This is a genomic window from Litorisediminicola beolgyonensis (assembly GCF_042679605.1).
Taxonomy (GTDB): domain Bacteria; phylum Pseudomonadota; class Alphaproteobacteria; order Rhodobacterales; family Rhodobacteraceae; genus Litorisediminicola; species Litorisediminicola beolgyonensis.
In genome coordinates this window covers 61,296-79,788 of the sequence record NZ_JBHTMU010000015.1, presented here as the reverse complement: position 1 = coordinate 79,788, position 18,493 = coordinate 61,296, and the positions used below count along the sequence as shown (strand labels likewise).

Annotated in this window: 16 protein-coding genes; 5 read left to right on the top strand and 11 right to left on the bottom strand. The window is 67.1% G+C overall.

Translation table 11 applies throughout. The features are described from left to right. Positions 1-37 precede the first annotated feature (37 nt). Genes ACFQ4E_RS10305 through ACFQ4E_RS10290 form a run of 4 tightly spaced genes read left to right on the top strand, consistent with a single transcriptional unit; the run spans position 38 to position 2,955 of the window. Positions 38-760, top strand: coding sequence for a competence/damage-inducible protein A (locus ACFQ4E_RS10305; protein WP_386803218.1), 723 nt, complete (start codon positions 38-40; stop codon positions 758-760). After that, positions 757-1,488 (top strand): GNAT family N-acetyltransferase, encoded by a 732-nt coding sequence (locus ACFQ4E_RS10300; protein ID WP_386803216.1) that lies wholly within the window; start codon positions 757-759, stop codon positions 1,486-1,488. The genes ACFQ4E_RS10305 and ACFQ4E_RS10300 overlap by 4 nt, the downstream gene beginning before the upstream one ends. Further along, the gene (locus ACFQ4E_RS10295) at positions 1,485-2,051 is read left to right on the top strand and encodes a peroxidase-related enzyme (protein ID WP_386803214.1); all 567 of its coding nucleotides are present in this window, start codon (positions 1,485-1,487) and stop codon (positions 2,049-2,051) included. The genes ACFQ4E_RS10300 and ACFQ4E_RS10295 overlap by 4 nt, the downstream gene beginning before the upstream one ends. Beyond that, on the top strand, positions 2,023-2,955 hold the full coding sequence (locus ACFQ4E_RS10290) for an OmpA family protein (protein WP_386803212.1): 933 nt from the start codon (positions 2,023-2,025) through the stop codon (positions 2,953-2,955). The genes ACFQ4E_RS10295 and ACFQ4E_RS10290 overlap by 29 nt, the downstream gene beginning before the upstream one ends. A 6-nt stretch (positions 2,956-2,961) precedes the next feature. On the opposite strand, the gene ACFQ4E_RS10285 is transcribed toward ACFQ4E_RS10290, so the two are convergent. From ACFQ4E_RS10285 to ACFQ4E_RS10260, 6 genes are all read right to left on the bottom strand, one after another. Then, on the bottom strand, positions 2,962-4,617 hold the full coding sequence (locus ACFQ4E_RS10285) for a peptidoglycan-binding protein (RefSeq protein WP_386803210.1): 1,656 nt from the start codon (positions 4,615-4,617) through the stop codon (positions 2,962-2,964). A 100-nt stretch (positions 4,618-4,717) separates the two neighbouring features. Beyond that, complete coding sequence (locus tag ACFQ4E_RS10280) at positions 4,718-5,890, bottom strand: phenylacetate--CoA ligase family protein (RefSeq protein WP_386803209.1); 1,173 nt, start codon at positions 5,888-5,890, stop codon at positions 4,718-4,720. A 22-nt stretch (positions 5,891-5,912) separates the two neighbouring features. Continuing rightward, positions 5,913-6,485 (bottom strand): hypothetical protein, encoded by a 573-nt coding sequence (locus ACFQ4E_RS10275; protein WP_386803208.1) that lies wholly within the window; start codon positions 6,483-6,485, stop codon positions 5,913-5,915. Continuing rightward, positions 6,482-7,306 (bottom strand): ABC transporter ATP-binding protein, encoded by an 825-nt coding sequence (locus ACFQ4E_RS10270; RefSeq protein ID WP_386803206.1) that lies wholly within the window; start codon positions 7,304-7,306, stop codon positions 6,482-6,484. Before ACFQ4E_RS10270 ends, ACFQ4E_RS10275 begins: the two co-directional genes overlap by 4 nt. A 114-nt stretch (positions 7,307-7,420) precedes the next feature. Continuing rightward, the gene (locus tag ACFQ4E_RS10265) at positions 7,421-8,710 is read right to left on the bottom strand and encodes an ABC transporter substrate-binding protein (protein ID WP_386803204.1); all 1,290 of its coding nucleotides are present in this window, start codon (positions 8,708-8,710) and stop codon (positions 7,421-7,423) included. A gap of 58 nt (positions 8,711-8,768) precedes the next feature. Further along, positions 8,769-9,845, bottom strand: a complete 1,077-nt coding sequence (locus tag ACFQ4E_RS10260; RefSeq protein ID WP_386803202.1) for a branched-chain amino acid ABC transporter permease — start codon at positions 9,843-9,845, stop codon at positions 8,769-8,771. Between the two features lie 93 nt (positions 9,846-9,938). Here ACFQ4E_RS10260 and ACFQ4E_RS10255 point away from each other — a divergent pair, with 93 nt between their 5' ends. Then, positions 9,939-10,109, top strand: coding sequence for a hypothetical protein (locus ACFQ4E_RS10255; protein WP_386803200.1), 171 nt, complete (start codon positions 9,939-9,941; stop codon positions 10,107-10,109). 75 nt (positions 10,110-10,184) lie between these two features. On the opposite strand, the gene ACFQ4E_RS10250 is transcribed toward ACFQ4E_RS10255, so the two are convergent. The 5 genes from ACFQ4E_RS10250 to fdhF all read right to left on the bottom strand — a co-directional run bounded on the left by ACFQ4E_RS10250 (position 10,185) and on the right by fdhF (position 18,322). Then, positions 10,185-11,135, bottom strand: a complete 951-nt coding sequence (locus ACFQ4E_RS10250) for a branched-chain amino acid ABC transporter permease (protein ID WP_386803198.1) — start codon at positions 11,133-11,135, stop codon at positions 10,185-10,187. 50 nt (positions 11,136-11,185) lie between these two features. Beyond that, a complete protein-coding gene (locus tag ACFQ4E_RS10245) occupies positions 11,186-11,944 on the bottom strand; it encodes an ABC transporter ATP-binding protein (protein WP_386803252.1) in 759 nt (252 codons plus the stop codon). A 184-nt stretch (positions 11,945-12,128) separates the two neighbouring features. Then, on the bottom strand, positions 12,129-14,111 hold the full coding sequence (locus tag ACFQ4E_RS10240; protein WP_386803195.1) for an AMP-binding protein: 1,983 nt from the start codon (positions 14,109-14,111) through the stop codon (positions 12,129-12,131). A 261-nt stretch (positions 14,112-14,372) separates the two neighbouring features. Continuing rightward, on the bottom strand, positions 14,373-15,200 hold the full coding sequence (locus ACFQ4E_RS10235) for a DUF481 domain-containing protein (protein ID WP_386803193.1): 828 nt from the start codon (positions 15,198-15,200) through the stop codon (positions 14,373-14,375). A 335-nt stretch (positions 15,201-15,535) separates the two neighbouring features. After that, the gene (fdhF, locus tag ACFQ4E_RS10230; protein ID WP_386803191.1) at positions 15,536-18,322 is read right to left on the bottom strand and encodes a formate dehydrogenase subunit alpha; all 2,787 of its coding nucleotides are present in this window, start codon (positions 18,320-18,322) and stop codon (positions 15,536-15,538) included. Positions 18,323-18,493 lie beyond the last annotated feature (171 nt).

The window sequence follows — 18,493 nt, the reverse complement described above, 5'->3', positions numbered from 1 at the left end:
CTATACCTCCAGCGGAGCCTGCCGCCAAGGAGTGCCCATGCCCAACCCCACCGCAGCCATGCTGGTCATCGGCGACGAGATCCTCTCGGGCCGGACCCGCGACGCCAACATGCACCACCTCGCAGGCGAGCTGACCCTGCGCGGCATTGATCTGCGCGAGGTCCGCGTGATCTCGGACGACCGCGACGCGATCATCGAGGCGGTGCGCGCCCTGTCCGAGCGCTACGATCACGTCGTGACCTCGGGCGGGATCGGCCCGACCCATGACGACATCACCGCCGAATGCGTCGCCGCCGCCTTCGACCGACCCATCGGCATCCGCGACGACGCCCGCGCGATCCTCGCCGCCCATTACGCCGAGACCGGCAAGGAACTGAACGCCGCGCGGCTCCGGATGGCGCGCATCCCCGACGGCGCCTGCCTGATCGAGAACCCGGTCTCGGCGGCACCGGGATTTTCGCTGGGCAATGTGCATGTGATGGCGGGCGTCCCCTCGATCTTCCAGGCCATGGTCGCCTCGCTCCTGCCGAGCCTGACCGGCGGCGCGCCGCTCCTGTCCGAAACGGTGCGCGTCGAGCGCGGCGAGGGCGATATCGCCGAGGCCCTGAGCGAGTTGGCCGAGGCCTTCCCGGATCTCGCCATCGGCTCCTACCCGTTCCAGGAGAAGGGCCTCCACGGCTCGAACGTGGTCCTGCGCGGCACCGATCCTGCGCGGCTCTCCGATGCCTGCGCGCGGCTGCGCTCCGATCTGGCCGCATGATACCTGACACCGCCCGCCTGATCGCCGCCGTCGAGGCCACCTGGCCTCCGGCTGAGACGCACACGCTCGGCCCGGTCACGATCCGGGCGGGAGAGGGCGGCGGGCAGCGCGTGTCGGCCTCGACGGTCGACGGGACCGCCGACGAAGCGGAGCTACAGAAGGCGGAAGCGGCGATGCGCGCCCTCGGGCAGACGCCGCTCTTCATGATCCGTCCGGGCGACGAGGCGCTCGATACGGCGCTCGCGGACCGGGGCTACAGGATCAAGGACCCGGTCTCGATCCGGCTCTGCCCGATCGAGACGCTCACCGACCGCGCCCTGCCCCGCGTCACCGCCTTCGCGATCTGGGAGCCCCTGGCGATCATGCGCGAAATATGGGCCGCGGGCGGCATCGGGCCCGAGCGCGTCGCGGTGATGGAGCGCGTGACCGGCCCCAAGACCGGGCTTCTGGGACGGATCAAGGATCGGCCCGGGGGCGCGGGCTTCGCCGCGATCGACGGCGAGATCGCCTTTGTCCATGCGCTCGAGATCGCGGCCGCCGCGCGCCGCCACGGGCTGGGCGGCTGGATGATGCGCTGCGCCGCGCTCTGGGCCGCGCCGCTCGGCGCGCGCCGGATCGCGGCACTCGTCACCGAGGCCAATGCCCCCGCCAATGCGCTTTACGATACGCTCGGGATGGAGATCGCCGGACGCTACCACTACCGTGTCAAACCGGAGGACCAGACATGACCGACAGCCCCACAGCCCTCGACCTGCCGCCGGTGGACCCGCTGCCCGAGGCCACGCAGCGCTATTTCGACATCTGCCAAGAGAAGCTCGGCATGGTGCCGAACGTTCTGCGCGCCCATGCCTTCGACATCGCCAAGCTCGACAGCTTCACCGCGCTCTACAACGAGCTGATGCTGGCCGAGTCCGGTCTCAGCAAGCTCGAGCGCGAGATGATCGCCGTCGTGGTCTCGGCCACCAACCGGTGCTTCTACTGCCTGACCGCGCATGGCGCCGCCGTGCGCCAGCTCTCGGGCGATCCGAAGCTCGGCGAGATGCTGGTGATGAACTGGCGGGTCGCCGATCTGCCCGCGCGTCAGGTCGCGATGCTGGCCCTGGCCGAGAAAATCACCAAATCCTCCGCCGAGGTCTCCGAGGCCGACCGGCAGGGGCTCCGCGACGAGGGTCTCACCGACCGCGACATCTGGGACGTGATCAACGTCGCCGCTTTCTTCAACATGACGAACCGCGTGGCCTCGGCCACCGACATGCGCCCGAATGACGCCTATCACGCCCAGGCTCGCTAGCCTCGCGGCGCTGCTCTTCGTCGCCTCGCCGGGGCAAGCGCTGGAGCTTGCGCTGCCGCGCGGCGCCACGCTGACCGCCGAGGAGACGAGCGCGGGCGGGCGCTACGCACTGCCCACGGGCCCGTGGACGGCGGAGACCGGCCTGCCGGTCCGTCCGGTCGAGGGCCCGATGACCCGGCGCGCCTGGCGGCTGCCCGCGACGGGCGCGACGGTCCAGCAGCTTTTCGCACCCCTCCGCGACGCCATCCTCGAGGCCGGATTCGAGCCGCTCCTCGATTGTACCGCGCGGCAATGCGGCGGCTTCGACTTTCGCTTCGCGACCGAGGTGCTGCCCGCGCCCGAGATGTATGTCGACCTGACCGATTACCGTTTTCTCTCGGCCACCGGACCGGACGGCGCGGCGCTGTCGCTCCTTGTCTCGCGCTCGGCCACCGCCGGGCATGTGCAGGTGATCGAGGTCGGAGAGGCCATCGCCGAGACGACCCAGACGACGGCACCCGACATCCCGCTCCCCGCGGTGATCCCGAACGACATAGGTGCTGCGCTCGAACGCGACGGGCATGTGGTGCTGACGGACATGCGATTCGAAAGCGGCGACGCGACGCTCGGCGACGCGCCCGTCGCGTCGCTCGATGCCTTGGCCGAGTATCTGGCCGCCAACCCCTCGCGGGTCGTGCTGTTTGTCGGTCACACCGACGCCGTGGGTTCGCTCGACGCCAACCAGGCGCTGTCGCGTCGGCGCGCCACGGCCGCGATCGACTACCTGCGCGCGCGGCACGCGACCGATCCGGGCCAGATCTCGGCGGCTGGCGCAGGCTACCTGTCGCCTGTCGCCAGCAATCTCACCCCCGAGGGCCGCGTCGCCAATCGCCGGGTCGAGGCTGTGCTTCTGTCGACCGAGTGAGCCGCCTCAGCGGATCAGCGACTCGGCCAGAAGCCGGACCACCGTCTGCTGATCGAGATACCCCGTCACCCTGAGCTGCCGGGTCTCCTGGTAGCGGCGGATGGCGCTCCGCGTGCGCTTGTCGAACTTGCCGTCGACCTTGCCGGGATTGAACTGGAGAACCCGCAGCCGGTCTTCCGCGATCCGGCGCGCGCCCCGATTGAGACCCAGCCGCGCCTCTTCCGCCTCGACCTGCGCCCGGGCCTGCCGGTCTTCGGTCGAGCGTCCAAGCTCGGCGATCCGGGCCTGCGCCTGTCCAGCGAAGGCACCCTGCGGGAAGGTCGCGAGATAATCGCGATAGGAGGCGACGGTATTGCCATTCTGCGCCGCCTGCCACGCCTCGCGGTCGCGGCTCTCGGCGCGCTCGCGGGCCTCGGCCTCGAACCGGTCGAGCCGGTCGCGCGCGATATCGGCATAAAGCCCGTCCGGATAGCGCTCGAGATAGGCGCGCAGCTCGCCCGGACCGCCGCCCTCGCCGGTCCGCTGCCAATAGGCGCGATCTTCGCGCTCGAGCTCGGCCTGACGCCGCTGCGCCTCTTCCTGCAGCTCGGCGGCGCGGCGGCTCGCCTCGGCCCCCAAGCGCGCCACCTGCGGGCCGTCGAGATACGAGGTCACGTCCTGCCCGCTGGCCTCTTGCCAGCGCCGGATCGCCGCGCGCGTGCCCTGCCCGAAAATCCCGTCGATGCCGCGCGGATCGAAGCCCAGGAGTTCCAGGTCCCGCTGCACCTCGCGCCGCGCCTCGCGGCTGAGACCGAGGCTTTCCTCGGCCCGGCGGGCATCGCGGAACGGATCGGCCTCAATCGCCGCGATCCGGCTCCGCGCCTCGGAGGCATGCCGCCCCTGCGGGAACGCCGCGAGGTAGTCGCGATAGGCCGTGATCTCGTCCCGGTCCGAGACGGACTGCCACAGACGGTCATCGGCCGAGGGCTGGGTGTCCTGCGGCTCCCGCGACGGTGCCGGTGCCTGCGCGCCGCGCTCGGGCAGGAACACGAAGCCCTCGGGCGCATATCCTGCGACGCTCAACCCCGCCCGACGCGCCTCGGGCAGCAGCGCACGTCCCGGCCGCGGGAGATGGTCCGAGGCCAGCTCCGCCACGTCCTGCGCCCGCCCACTGATCACGGTGACGCCCTGCGGCCAATCGGTCTCGCCGATCCCGGAACGCATGCCCTCCACCTGAGCCCCGTCGAGCGTGCCCAGCATCAGGACGGCGCGCCCGGGATACTCGGCCAGCAGACCAGTCACCGCCGAAAGCGCGAGCCCCTCGGTCACCGCCCCGGCAAAGTCGGAAATGTCGCTCTCCGGCGCCAGGAGATAGGTCTCGGTCGCGCTGTGCACGAAGCGCCCGCTCAGCACCACGGCCACCCGGTCGGTCGCCTCGTCGATATCCGACATGAACCCGGCCAGTGCCGCGCGCAGCTCGTCCTGGCTGGCGCGCGTGACCAGCGCCACCTCGGCGCCCTGCGCAAGCAGCGGGTCTTCCGCCGCGCGGAGCCCCGAGCCGGCGCCGAACCGCTCGATGAAGGAGACGGGCCGCCCCTCGACCATGAAGACATCGGTCTCCGCAAGGGCGAGCCCCGGAACGGTTGCGAGCACCAGGGCGATGGTTCGGGCAAGAGCTGTCATGTCGGATCTTTCCTTGTCGCTTTTCCGGATAGCTGGAGCGCGCCCCGTGGCTAGGCAATAACAACCGACCGTTATCGGGGTTTTTTCGGTCCGCTCGCCGTCAGTCGTAGCTGCGCGTATCCTCGATCACCACGCCGTCCCGCGGCAGCTCTCCGGGCGCGACGATCTCGACCGTGCCACGCAGCTTCAGGACCTCCGCGACACTCGCCTCATAGGCGCTCGCGTCCTGCGCCTCGGTCTCGATCCGCACCGTCATGGTGTCCGCCTCGCCCGCGCGGCCCGCGATCACCCGCGCCCGCGCGATCTCGGGATGGCGCGCGACAAGCTGGGCGACCTGCTCGGGCCGCACGAACATGCCCTTGATCTTGGTGGTCTGGTCGGCCCGTCCCATCCACCCCTTGATCCGCATGTTGCTGCGCCCGCAGGGGCTGACCCCGGGCAGAACGGCCGACAGATCGCCGGTCGCGAAGCGGATCAGCGGGTAATCGGGATTGAGCGCGGTCACCACGACCTCGCCGACCTCGCCCTCGGGCACCGGATCGCCGGTCCCGGGCGTGACGATCTCGACGATCACGCCCTCGTCGACGATCATCCCCTCCATCGCCGGGCTCTCATAGGCGATATTGCCGAGATCGGCGGTCGCGTAGCATTGCAGGCAAGAGATCCCCCGGTCGGCATACCAGCTACGAAGCGTCGGAAAGAGCGCGCCGCCCGACACCGCCGCGCGGGCGATCCCGAGGGACAGTCCCATCTCGTCCGCCTTCTCGAGGATGATCTTCAGGTAATCCGGCGTCCCGGCATAGGCGGTGACCCCCACATCGCTGGCCGCGCGCGCCTGCAACTCGGTCTGCCCGGTGCCCGCGGGCAGCACCTTGGCCCCAACCGCCCGCGCACCGTTCTCGAAAATCATGCCCGCGGGCGTCAGGTGATAGCCGAAGCAGTTCTGCACGATGTCGCCCGGCCCGATCCCGCAGGCATTGAGAAAGCGCCCGAGCCGCCACCAGTCATGCGAGATGCCGCCCGGCTCGTAGATCGGCCCGGGCGACTGGAAGACATGCGCGACGTTCTGGACCGGAAGCCCGCCGAAGGGCGGCGTCTCGGCCTGCCGCGCCGAGAGCTCGGACTTGCGCAGGACCGGCAGGTCCGCGAGCGCGGCCAGATCATCGAGCGCGCCCAACCCGTGCTGGGCCAGCCGCGCGTTCAGCGCCTCGAGCTGCGCAGCGGCGCGGGCGTCGGCGCTGCGGGTTTCCAGGTCGTCGTAATAGGTCGTCATCGCGCCCTCCTTCACTCTCCGCTCAAATCCGCCACGCGCCCCACCGGAGCGGGCGGCCCGGGATGGCATCGGCCAGCGCCGCGCACAGCGCCGCGTCGATCTGGGGCAGACGCGGCCAGTTCCAAAGCGCCAGCCCGCACGAGGCCAGGATGAAGGCCTCCCCGCGCACCCAGTCATTGACACCGCTCGCGCCCTCGCAGGCCGGGCAGAGCGCGGCCCCATCGTCGAACCGCTCCGCATCGGCGGCGCTGCCGAGCAGGTCGACGATCTCGCCGCGCCGATCGTGATCCGGACCGACCGCGAGCCCGCAGCGCGGGCAGGTCAGACCCTCGCTCATCAAGGCGCCGACATTCATGAAGGGCGACGGGTAGAGCTCCACCCCGTTTCTCGTCAGGCCAGACAGCTCGGGCGCGGCCTGCAGCACGCGCGGCCCCGGCGCAATGGCCGCGGCCCGCCCGTGCCCAGGCGCCGCACCGGGCGATACCTCCCCCAGGAGCCCCTCGTCCTGCAGCCTCTCGCAGGCCGCCTGCACCCCGTCCGCCGCGTCCGCGGAGGGCGGTCCCAGAACCCCCAGATATCGAACGTGATCGCTCACGCCAGCCAGCGCTTCCGGCGGCGATAGGAGCGCACGTCGCGGAAGCTCTTGCGCCCCTCCTCGGACATGCCGAGGTAGAATTCCTTCACGTCTGGGTTCTCGCGCAGGCTCTCGGCGCTGCCTTCCATCACCACCCGCCCGGATTCGAGGATGTAGCCGGTATGGGCGTAGCGCAGCGCCACGTTGGTGTTCTGCTCGGCCAGAAGGAAGGACACGCCCTCGCCCTCGTTCACCGCGCGCACGATCTCGAAGATCTGCTCCACGAGCTGCGGCGCAAGGCCCATGGACGGCTCGTCGAGAAGGATGGTCTCGGGGCGCGACATCAGCGCCCGCCCGATCGCGCACATCTGCTGCTCGCCGCCCGAGGTATAGCCCGCCTGGCTCTTCCGCCGCTCCTTGAGCCGCGGGAAATAGGTGTAGACCATCTCGAGATCGGCCTCGATCGCCGCCTTGCCGTCGCCGCGGGTATAGGCCCCGGTCAAGAGGTTCTCCTCGACGGTCAGGTGCTCGAAACAGTGCCGGCCCTCCATCACCTGGATGACGCCCTTCTTCACCAGCGCCGCCGGATCGAGATGCGCGACCCGCTCGCCGCGATAGAGGATCGTGCCCTTGGTCACCTCGCCGCGCTCCGAATGCAGGAGGTTCGAGATCGCCTTCAGGGTCGTGGTCTTGCCCGCGCCGTTGCCGCCCAGAAGCGCGGTAATCCCGCCCTCGCGCACGGTGAGCGAGACGCCCTTCAACACGAGGATCACGTGGTTGTAGATCACCTCGATATTGTTGACTTCCAACAGGGGGGCCTTGCCCGCCGCCGCATCCGCCATGCCTCTCCTCCCGCGTGTCCCACGTGGCCCGGCCGGGCGGACCCCATGGCTTCTTCTTTTTGAAAATACGCAACCCGGCGGCGACGCCCGCGCCGCCGCCGGAGATGAGGCGCGTCAGCCCTCGCAGCCCTCGTTCACCGGCCAGGGCGCGTTGGCGTCGGCATATTCCTGCGCCTTCTCGCCGATCAGGCCCTGGTAGTCCTCGAGATCCGCGCTCAGGAGGTCGGAGACCTTGACGAATTTCTCGCCATCCCATTCCAGCATCCAGCCGCCGGAATGACCGGTGTGGTTCGCGCAGGAGGTCGAGAAGGGCGGCACCATGCCGGTCAGGCCCAGCTCCTCGATCCGCGCCTCGGACATGTCGATGTTCTCGAGACCCCAGCGCAGCTGGCTCGCGTCGATCTCGGCGGTGCCGTATTCCTCCTGCGCGACGCGGATCGCCTCGGCGAGGATCGCCGAGATCACGATGCCGCGCGAATAGAAGACGCCCGCCATCTCTTCCTCGTTCGACTGCGAGTTGCCCGCATCGACCACATGGGTCTTGATGTCGGCCATCACCGGCGCGTCGGCATTCGGGAAGGACCAGGAGATCGACTTGTAGCCCGCGCCATCGGCGCCGACGATCTTGAGATCCGCGTCATGGCCGGACCACCAGACGCCGACCATGTTCTCCATCGGGAACTTGGTCTTCACGGCCTCGGTGATCGCGCCGGCGTTCATCGCGCCCCAGCCCCACATCACGACGTAGTCGGGACGCTCGCGGCGGATCTGCAGCCATTGCGCCGACTGGTTCTGCATCTCCTTCAGGCCGACCGGGATCGGCACAAGCTCGAAGCCCATCTCGCCCGCCTTCTTCTCGAGAAGCGGCAGCGGCTCCTTGCCATAGGGGTGATCGAGATGCAGGAAGGCGATCTTCTTGCCGTCGAGACCGCCCTGCCCGTCGAGATATTGCAGGATCATCGAGGCCGCGTCCCAATAGCCCGCGGGCGTGTTATAGGCCCACTGGAAGACCTTGCCGTCGGCCATCGGCGAGAAGCCGTAGCCCGGCGCGAGGATCGGGATCTCGTCGACATTGGTCTTGGGCAGGACCTGCAGGGTGATGCCGGTGGACCAGGGCTGGGTTACGATCGCGCGGCCCTTGGTCTTCTCGTAGCACTCGACGCCCTTCTCGGTCGAATAGCCGGTCTCGCATTCCTCGAAATTCAGCTTGGCCCCGCCGATGCCGCCGTCGCGGGCGTTCAGCATCGCCATGTAATCGGCCTGGCCGTTCATCAGCGGGATGCCGGTCGCCGCGAAGGGTCCGGTGCGGTAGGCGAGGTTCGGAACGTAGAGTTCCTGCGCCAGGACCGGGCCCGCGGCCAGCCCGAGCGCGGCCGCGACCGCCAGTGTCTTCAAGGTCTTCATGATGATGTCCTCCCAAATGGAACTGGTCCCGGTTGTCCGGGGTCTGTTGGGCCGCCCGTCAATGCGGGAACGGCCAGATGATCAGCTTCTCCCGGATCAGCCGCCACAGCTGGTTCAGCCCGTGCGGCTCGATGATCAGGAAGAAAATGATGAGCGCGCCGACGATCATGATGTTCAGATGCTCGACCGTCGCCGACGAGATCGGCAACCCGAAGGTCGCGGGCAAGGTGTTCAGCACCACCGGCAGCCCGACGATCAGGATGGCGCCGAGGTAATTGCCCATGATCGACCCGAGCCCGCCGATGATGGCGATGAAGAGCACCCGGAACGACAGCTGGATGTCGAAGAGGTTCGGCTCGGCCGCGCCGCGCCACATGAAGACGAAGAGCGCGCCCGACACGCCGACGACGTAGGACGAGATCGCGAAGGCCGTCAGCTTCGAGCGCATCAGGTTGATGCCGATAAGCTCCGCCGCGATGTCCATGTCGCGTGTGGCCTTCCAGGTGCGCCCCAGCGTGCCGCGGGTGAGATTGATGCAGAGCACCGTCATCAGCGTGACCACGATCAGCACGACGTAATACTGGGTGATCGAGGCGGCCTGCGGCCCCGCGACCCAGACGCCCAGTGTCTCGATATTCGGGACCTGGATCGCGCCGCTGGCATTGTCGTTGTAGAGCCAGGACCATTTCTCGAAGAGCCAGACCAGGAAGAACTGCGCCGCGAGCGTCGCGATGGCGAGGTAGAAGCCCTTGATCCTGAGCGACGGGATGCCGAACGCCACCCCGATCCCGGCGCTGAACACGCCCGACAGAAGGATCGCGACCACCGGGTTCATCCACGGAAAGATCGTGATCAGCTTGTAGCAGGCATAGGCCCCCACCCCCATGAACGCGCCGGTCCCGAGCGACAGCTGCCCGGCGAAGCCCGTCAGGATGTTCAGCCCCATTGCCGCCAGCGCGTAGATCAGGATCGGGATCAACAGCGTCTGGAACGCGAACTCGCTCGCGGTGAGCGGAAAGATCACCCAGGTCAGGATCAGCACGAGCCCGAGAAGGATCGCATCCTGGCGCACCGGAAACAGCGCCTGGTCGGCCCTGTAACTCGTTTTGAACTGCCCCGCGGTGCGATAAAGCATCAAACATCCTCCGAAAGGATTAATGAAATATTGTTTCTTCTTTGGCGTCTTCTATGTAACTTTGCCACAGCTCCGTAGAGACAGGAGGGCGCGATGAAAGACGAGCTCGAAGAGAACCTCCGCCGCATGATCGCGGAGTCCGAAGCCGATATCGGGTTCGACCGCGACGCGGTCTTCTCGGGGCGTCCCGCGGACATGATGGACACCTGGATGCGGATGTGGTGGCGCATGGTGCGCGGCTCGCTCCCCGGCCCCCGGGGCTGAGGCGCGCGACGCACCTCTCCGACATTTGTCAGCACGTGACCGGCGCGCGCCGTCTGGGAACAGGCTGCGCGCATCTCAGACCCTCTCGATGATGCGCTCGCCGAACAGCCCCTGCGGGCGGAACAGCAGCACGATCAGCGCCAGCACGAAGGCGAACCAGGTCTCGGTATTGCCGCCAAGGAACGGCTGGCCCCAGTAGATCTCGAAGAGCTTCTCGAGGATGCCGATCATCAACCCGCCGATGATTGCGCCGGTGATGCTCTCGAGCCCGCCCAGCATCAGCACCGGCAGCGCCTTGTAGGCGATGACCTCGAGCGCGAAGGAGACACCCGCCCGCGCGCCCCAGGCGATGCCGGTCACGAGTGCGATGATCCCGGCGATGAACCACACCAGCACCCAGATGGTCTGCAGCGAAATCCCGACCGAGAGCGCCGCCTGGTGATCGTCGCCGAGCGCCCGGATCGCCCGGCCCATCCGGGTGTAGTTGAGAAAGGCCAGGAGCGCGCCCACGAGAAGCGTCGCCACCACCACGACGGTGATGTCGAGATGCTGCAGGATCAGAAGTCCGCCCCAGGGCTCGAGCACGAAGTCGCCCGTGGGAATCCCCAGCTCCTCGGTGATCATCACCTTGTTCTCGCCGCCGAAGATGATCTCGCCGAGCCCGATGAGGAACAGCGTGATCCCGATCGTCGCCATGAAAAGGATGATATCGGGCTGGCCCACCAGCGGCCTCAGCACCACGCGCTCGATCGCCACCGCGAGAAGGAACATCACGAAGAGCGTCGCCGCGACCGCGATCCAGGCCGGCACGCCCATCGCGTGCAGCCCCACCAGCGTCAGCGCCGCGAAGACCACCATGATGCCCTGGGCGAAGTTGAAGATCCGCGAGGAGCGGAAGATCAGCACGAAGCCCAGCGCAATGAGCGCGTAGAGGATGCCCGAGACGAGCCCCTCCCAGAGCACCTGCAACAGGAAGTCCGGCGCCTCGACCATCTCGACGAAGGGTTGGATCACGTAGTCATACATCGCGCGCACCTTCTTTTCGGTCTGTCATCCTGCCTCGTCCAGTATCCAGATCACTCATGCGGCACCCCCAGATAGGCGTCGATCACGTCCTGGTTCGCCCGCACCTCGTCGGGCGGGCCGTCGCCGATCTTCTTGCCGTAATCCATCACCACGACGCGGTCGGAGAGATCCATGACCACCCCCATGTCGTGCTCGATCAGCACGATGGTGGTGCCGAACTCGTCGTTCACATCGAGGATGAAGCGGCTCATGTCCTCCTTCTCCTCGACATTCATGCCCGCCATCGGCTCGTCGAGCAGCAGGAGCGTCGGCTCCGCCGCCAGCGCCCGGGCCAGCTCCACCCGCTTCTTGAGACCATAGGGCAGCCGCCCGACCGGCGTCTTGCGGATCGCCTGGATCTCGAGAAAGTCGATCACCTTCTCGACGATCTCGCGATTGGCGACCTCCTCGCGCTGCGCGCCCCCCCACCAGAGCGCCTGGCTCAGGATGCCCGAATGCATATGCGTGAGCCGCCCGGTCATGACGTTGTCGAGGACCGTCATGCCCTCGAAAAGCGCGATGTTCTGGAAGGTCCGCGCGACGCCCGTGCGCGCGACCTCGTAGGGTTTCATCGCCGGGCGCGGCGCGCCGCGGAACAGGATCTCCCCCTCGGACGCGGTATAGAAGCCCGAGATGATGTTCAGCATCGAGGATTTCCCGGCCCCGTTCGGCCCGATGATGGCGCGGATCTCGCCTTCGCGGATGTCGAAGGAGATGTCCTGAATCGCCACCACCCCGCCGAAACGCAGGGTGATGTTGCGCATCTCCATCAACACGCCGCCGATCTGTCGACCATCGGCCGTGGTGTAGCCCTCGGTATCCTTCACGCCCGACCCCGCCGCTTCTTCTTTTCGCAAATACGCGAGGCCCCGCCCGACGCCCATGCCACGGCCCCGGAGCGAAGCGCCCCTGCGGGATGGCGGGCGGGGTGTCGCCGCAGGCGCACGTCGCCCGTCATTCCGCCGCCTCCAGCGTCGGCGTCCGGACCGGCCACACCCGGGCGTCGCGGATCTCGAGCGTGGCGCGGATCTTGCCCTTGCGTCCGTCCTCGTAGGTCACCTCGGTCTCGGTATAGATGCTGTCCGACCCGTCATAGAGCGCGCCCACCAGGTCGTCGAACTTCTCGCCGATGATCTTGCGCCGCACTTTGCGCGTGCGGGTCAGCTCGCCGTCATCGGCATCGAGCTCCTTGTGCAGCACGAGGAACCGATGCACCTGGCAGGCCGAGAGCATCTCGTCCTCGGCGATGCTCGCGTTCACCTCCTCGACATGCGACTGGATCATGTCGAGCACCCGCGCATGCCCGGCCAGCTCCTGGTAGGAGGCATAGGCGATATTGTTGCGCTCGGCCCAGTTCCCGACGGCGGCGAGGTCGATATTGATGAAGGCGCAGCAGGTCTCGCGCCCGGCGCCGAAGACCACCGCCTCGAGGATGTTCGGATAGAACTTGAGCTTGTTCTCCACGTATTTCGGCGCAAAAAGCGCCCCCGAGGCCATCTTGCCCACGTCCTTGGCGCGATCGATGATCCGAAGATGCCCGGTCTCCTCCTCGATAAACCCGGCATCGCCCGTCGCCACCCAGCCCTCGGCGTCCTTGGTGTCCGCGGTCGACTCGGCGTTCTTGTAATACTCCACGAAGGTGCCCGGGCTTCGGTAATAGACCTCGCCGCTCTCGCCGATGCGCAGCTCGACCCCCGGGGACGGCACGCCCACAGTGTCCGAGCGCACCTCGCCATCGGGCTGCTGGGTGATGAAGACCGAGGCCTCGGTCTGCCCGTAGAGCTGCTTGAGGTTGATGCCGAGCGCCCGGTAGAAATCGAAGATCTCCGGCCCGATCGCCTCGCCCGCGGTGTAGCCCACCCGCACATTGGAAAATCCCAGCGCGTTTCTGAGCGGGCCGTAGACCAGCACCTCGCCCAGCCGGTAGCGCACCCGGTCCAGCGCCGAGACCGGCTCGCCGTCAAGGATGCGTGGACCGACGCGACGGGCGATCTCCATGTAGTGATGGAACAGCCGCCGCTTCAGCGGGCTCGCATCCTCCATCCGGATCATGATCTGGGTCAGCTGCGTCTCGAAGACCCGCGGCGGGGCGAAATAATAGGACGGAGCGATCTCGCGCAGATCGGTCATCATCGTGTCCGGGCTTTCGGGGCAGTTCGTGCAGAACCCCGCCCAACAGGCCTGGCCGATGGAGAAGATGAAATCGCCGACCCAGGCCATCGGAAGGTAGGCGAGGATCTCCTCCTTCTCGGTCAGGTGATCGAAGGCGCAGGAGGCCTTGGAGGTCTCGATGATATTGCGGTTCGACAGCACCACGCCCTTGGGCTTGCCGGTGGTGCCCGAGGTGTACAGCATCACGCAGGTGTCGTCGTAGCCCAGCGCGTCCCGGCGCGCGTCGAGCTCGGGCATCAGCCGGTCGCGCGCCGCGCGGCCCGCCTCCTGCAGCGCGTCATAGGCGTGCAGCGTGGAATGGTCGTATTTCCGCAGGCCCTTCGGGTCGAGATAGACCATCTGCTCGAACTCGGGCAGCCGGTCGCGGATCTCGATGACCTTGTCGACCTGCTCCTGGTCGCCCGCGATCACCAGCTTGGCGCCGCAATGATCGAGCACATAGGCCATCTCTTCGGCGACCGCGTCCTGGTAGAGCGGCACCGGTACGCCGCCCGCGCTCTGCACCGCCAGCATCGACCAGTAGAGCGCCGGACGGTTGCGCCCGATCACCGCGACGAAATCGCCGCGCTCGACGCCCAGCGTCATGAGCCCGAGCGCCAGCGCCTCGATCTCCTCGGCGGCCTCGGCCCAGGTCCAGCTTTGCCAGATGCCATATTCCTTTTCGCGGTATGCCGGACGAGAGCCGAACCGCGAGACATTGCGCTTCAGAAGCGCAGGAAACGACCGCAGCTCCCCCGCTGCGTCGGTCGACTGAGCCAATGGCATCCTCCCTGACGGCAGTTTCCCTGCCTGTCATTCTTGCGCGCCGGATCTTTGTCCAAGCGTCGTTGGCCCAATACGGGCACAAGCCAGAGGTCAGGTCAAGCGCGCGCCCGCAGCATTTCCGCCAGGTCAGAGAGCCACGCCGGAGATTGGCGGAAGGGACCGCCCTGGGCCCGCGCATCGACGCCGCATGAGCGGGGCCCGACGCAAGAAAGGGGCGACGGTCGCCCGTCGCCCCTTCTGTCTCGAAACCGATCCGATGGATCAGTTGAAGCTGTAGACCACCGAGACGCCCAGCTTGTTGTCGGTCTTCTCAAAGCCCGGAAGCGGGTCGGTGTTGTGCTCGGTCAGGAGCGAGGTCCGCAGCGCCAGAGCGTCGGTCATCGATACGTTCACCGCCAGATCGTTGGTGATGTACTCGGACTGCTCCGAGCCGATGAAGTTGGTGTCGTTGGTCACCCAGACGGTGTCGCTCAGCTTGTGCGCGTAGTTGGACGAAATGGTGTAGGCCGCCTCGTCGTTCCACTCGCCGTTGGTGTCGACGGTGCCGCGGTAGCCCGGACCGGCCTGGACCGACCACTGGATGTCCGCGGTGTTGTAGAAGCGGTAGCCGAGGCCGACGCCGACGAAGTAATCCTCTTCGTAGCTGTCGAACTCGTCATAGACGGCGACGCCCTTGCCGAAGACGAAGGTGTTGCGGCCAAGCTCGCGGGTGTAGTCGTAGCCGGCAAGCAGGCTGTTCGACGTCTCGGTGTCGTTCTCTTCGCTGTAGTCATAGGACAGCGACAGCTTGTGGCCGTTGACGCCGTCGAAATAGCCAAGGCGCGAGCCGATGCCGATATCGGCGGTGTCGGTGTTGCCATCGGTTGCGGTGGCGCTCAGCGACACGTTGCCGGTGAAGCCGCGGGCACGGCCTTCGTTGCCAAAGGCGTCGATTTCGCGCTCGGCGGCGTCGGCGATGTCGTCGTTGAGATCGTCGATCCGGTCCTCGACGCGGTCTTCGTTGGTGAAGACGGCGGTCTGTGCGACGGCGGGAACGGCGACGAGCAGTGCGGTGCTGGACACCAGAGCGGTCACAACGTGGTTGCGCATGTCATGTCTCCTTGAGCTAGACTGAGAAGCTCACGGGTGGCCTCTCTTCTGCGATTGGCGCCTATCTATGCGCCCTTTCTGCAGGTGAAAGAGCTTGGGGCCCGGATCGGCTCCGATCCGGTTTCCGCACGGGAAAACCGTCGCTGCGCTGCAACGTGAGAAAAAAATTGCCGATGCAAGTGACTGTTTTCTATCGATTTAGCGCAAACCACTTCACGCGTGAACTTATTTCTTCGCGCAGGCCTTGAATCGTCGCGCCGCTGACGGGATCCTCGAGACGCGAAAAAGGGAGCCCCGAGGCTCCCTTCTTTGGCCCTCAAACGATGGCGCGCGGGTTACTCGGCGGCAATCTTGCCCGAGTCGACCGCTTCCACGCGCACCGCGGAGTACTTGAACTCGGGGATCTTGCCCCAGGGATCGAGCGCGGGGTTGGTCAGCACGTTGGCCGCGGCCTCCACATAGGCGAAGGGCAGGAAGACCATGTCGGGCGCGACCTGGCGGTCGGCACGGGCCATGATCTCGATCTCGCCGCGCCGCGTGACCAGCCGCACCTTGCCACCCGGGGCGACACCAAGCTTGCGAAGGGTCGAGGGGTGGAGCGAGCAGTTGGCCTCGGGCTCGACCGCGTCGAGCACCGTGGCGCGGCGCGTCATCGACCCGGTATGCCAGTGTTCGAGCTGGCGGCCGGTGGTCAGGATCATCGGGAAATCCTTGTCCGGCATCTCGGCGGGCGGCGTCACCCGCGCAGGCGTGAACTTGGCCCGGCCCGCACGGCGCGGGAAGCCGTCGCCGAAGACCACCGACTGGCCCGGATCGTCCGGCCCCTTGCAGGGATAGGTGACCGCGCCCTCGGTCTCGAGACGGTTCCAGGTGATGTGATGGAGCGACTTCATCGACATCTTCATCTCGTTGAAGACCTCGTGCGGGTCGTCGTAATCCCAGTCGAGACCCATGCGGTTGGCCAGATCGACGATGATCTTCCAATCCTCGCGCGCCTCGCCCGGGGTCGGGACCGCGCGCCGCACCATCTGCACGGTGCGGTTGGTGTTGGTCACGGTCCCGTGCTTCTCGGGCAGCGCCGAGGCGGGAAGGATCACGTCGGCATACATCGCCGTCTCGGTCAGGAAGATGTCCTGCACCACGAGATGGTCGAGCTTCGCGAGCGCCTTCCTCGCATGATCGACATCGGGGTCAGACATGGCCGGGTTCTCGCCCAGCACGTACATCCCCCGGATCGAGCCACGATAGACGCGGTCCATGATCTCGACCACGGTCAGACCGGCCGAGCCGTCAAGCTCGGTGCCGCGCCAGATATGGCGGAAGAGGTCGCGCACCTCCTTGTCGGTGACGGATTGATAATCGGGCATCACATGCGGGATGAGACCGGCATCCGACGCGCCTTGGACGTTGTTCTGACCGCGGAGCGGATGAAGGCCGGTGCCCGGCCGACCGACATGGCCGCAGAGAAGCGCCAGGCTGATCAGGCAGCGCGAGTTGTCGGTGCCGTGCACGTGCTGGCTGACGCCCATGCCCCAGAAGATCATCCCCGCCCGCGCCCGCGCGAAGCTGCGGGCAACGGCGCGGATCACCTCGGGCGCGATGCCGCAGAGCTCGGACATGCGCTCGGGCGTGAAGGCGCGGATATGCTCGCGGAACTCGAAGAAGCCCTCGGTGAAGCCCTCGATATATTGCCGGTCGTAGAGCTTCTCCTCGACGATCACGTTCATCACCGCGTTCAGAAGCGCGACGTCCGTGCCGGGGCGGAACTGAAGGAGATGCGTGGCGTAGCGCTTCAGACCGGTCTGCGCCCGCGGGTCGATGACGATCAGCTCGCCGCCGCGCTTGGCGAACTGCTTGAAGAAGGTCGCGGCGACGGGGTGGTTCTCGGTCGGGTTGGCACCGATGACGATGGCGACATCGGCGTTCTCGATCTCGTTGAAGCTCGCCGTGACCGCGCCGGAGCCGACATTCTCCTGCAGTGCCGCGACCGAGGAGGCGTGGCAGAGCCGGGTGCAGTGATCGACATTGTTGTGCTTGAAGCCCTGACGGATGAGCTTCTGGAAGAGATAGGCCTCTTCGTTGGTGCATTTGGCCGAGCCGAAGCCCGCGACCGCCTGCCCGCCGTAATAGGAGCGGATGTCCACCAGCCCGTTGGCCGCGAACTCCAGCGCCTCCTCCCAGCTCGCTTCGCGGAAATGGGTGGAGATGTCGTTCAGATCGACGTTCAGCCCCTTGTCCGGCGCATCCTCGCGGCGGATCAGCGGCTTGGTCAGGCGGTGGCCGTGATGGATGTAGTCGAAGCCGAAGCGGCCCTTGACGCAGAGACGGCCTTCGTTCGACGGGCCGTTGATGCCCTCGACATATTTGACCTTGCCGTCCTTGACCTTGATCGAGACCTGGCAGCCGACGCCGCAGAACGGGCAGACGCTCTCGACCTCCTCGTCGAAATCGCGGCTGTCGCCACGCTGCGCCTCGTCAACGACACTCGCGGGCATCAGCGCGCCGGTCGGGCAGGCCTGCACGCATTCGCCGCAGGCCACGCAGGTCGAGGCGCCCATCGGGTCGTCGATATCGAAGACCGGAAACGCGTCATGGCCGCGATCGGCCATGCCGATCACGTCGTTGACCTGGACCTCGCGGCAGGCGCGGACGCAGAGATTGCACTGGATGCAGGCATCGAGATTGACCCGCATCGCGACATGGCTGTCGTCGAGAAGCGGGATGCGCTCGGGCTCGAGCGTCGGAAAGCGGCTTTCGGTGACGCCATTCAGATCGGCCATGTCCCAGAAATGCGACGAGCGGTCATGCGCCTCTTCGCGCTCGGGCTGGTCAGCGACCAGCATCTCCATGACCAGCTTGCGCGCGTGCTTGGCGCGGCCCGAGGCGGTGTTGACCACCATGCCGTCCGAAGGCTCGCGGATGCACGAGGCGACCAGCGTGCGCTCGCCCTCGACCTCGACCATGCAGGCGCGGCAGTTGCCGTCGGGCCGGTAGCCCGGCGCGGGCTTGTGGCAGAGATGCGGGATGGTCAGGCCGCGACCGTGCGCGACCTCCCAGATGGTCATGCCCTTCTCGGCCTCGACCTCTTGGCCGTCGAGCGTGAAGCGGATTTTTTCGGACATGGCTTTGGCTCCCTGGGCTTCGGGCACAGGTCTACACTTGCGCAGGCACGGTCGCAGCGGTCAATTCCGACTCCTGACCTAGTGATTGCGGCGCAGAGGTTTCCGATCCGCGCCGCGACGACCCCTCAGCACGGAAAACAGGGCCGCCGCCGGGTCGCTCACCCTCCGCGA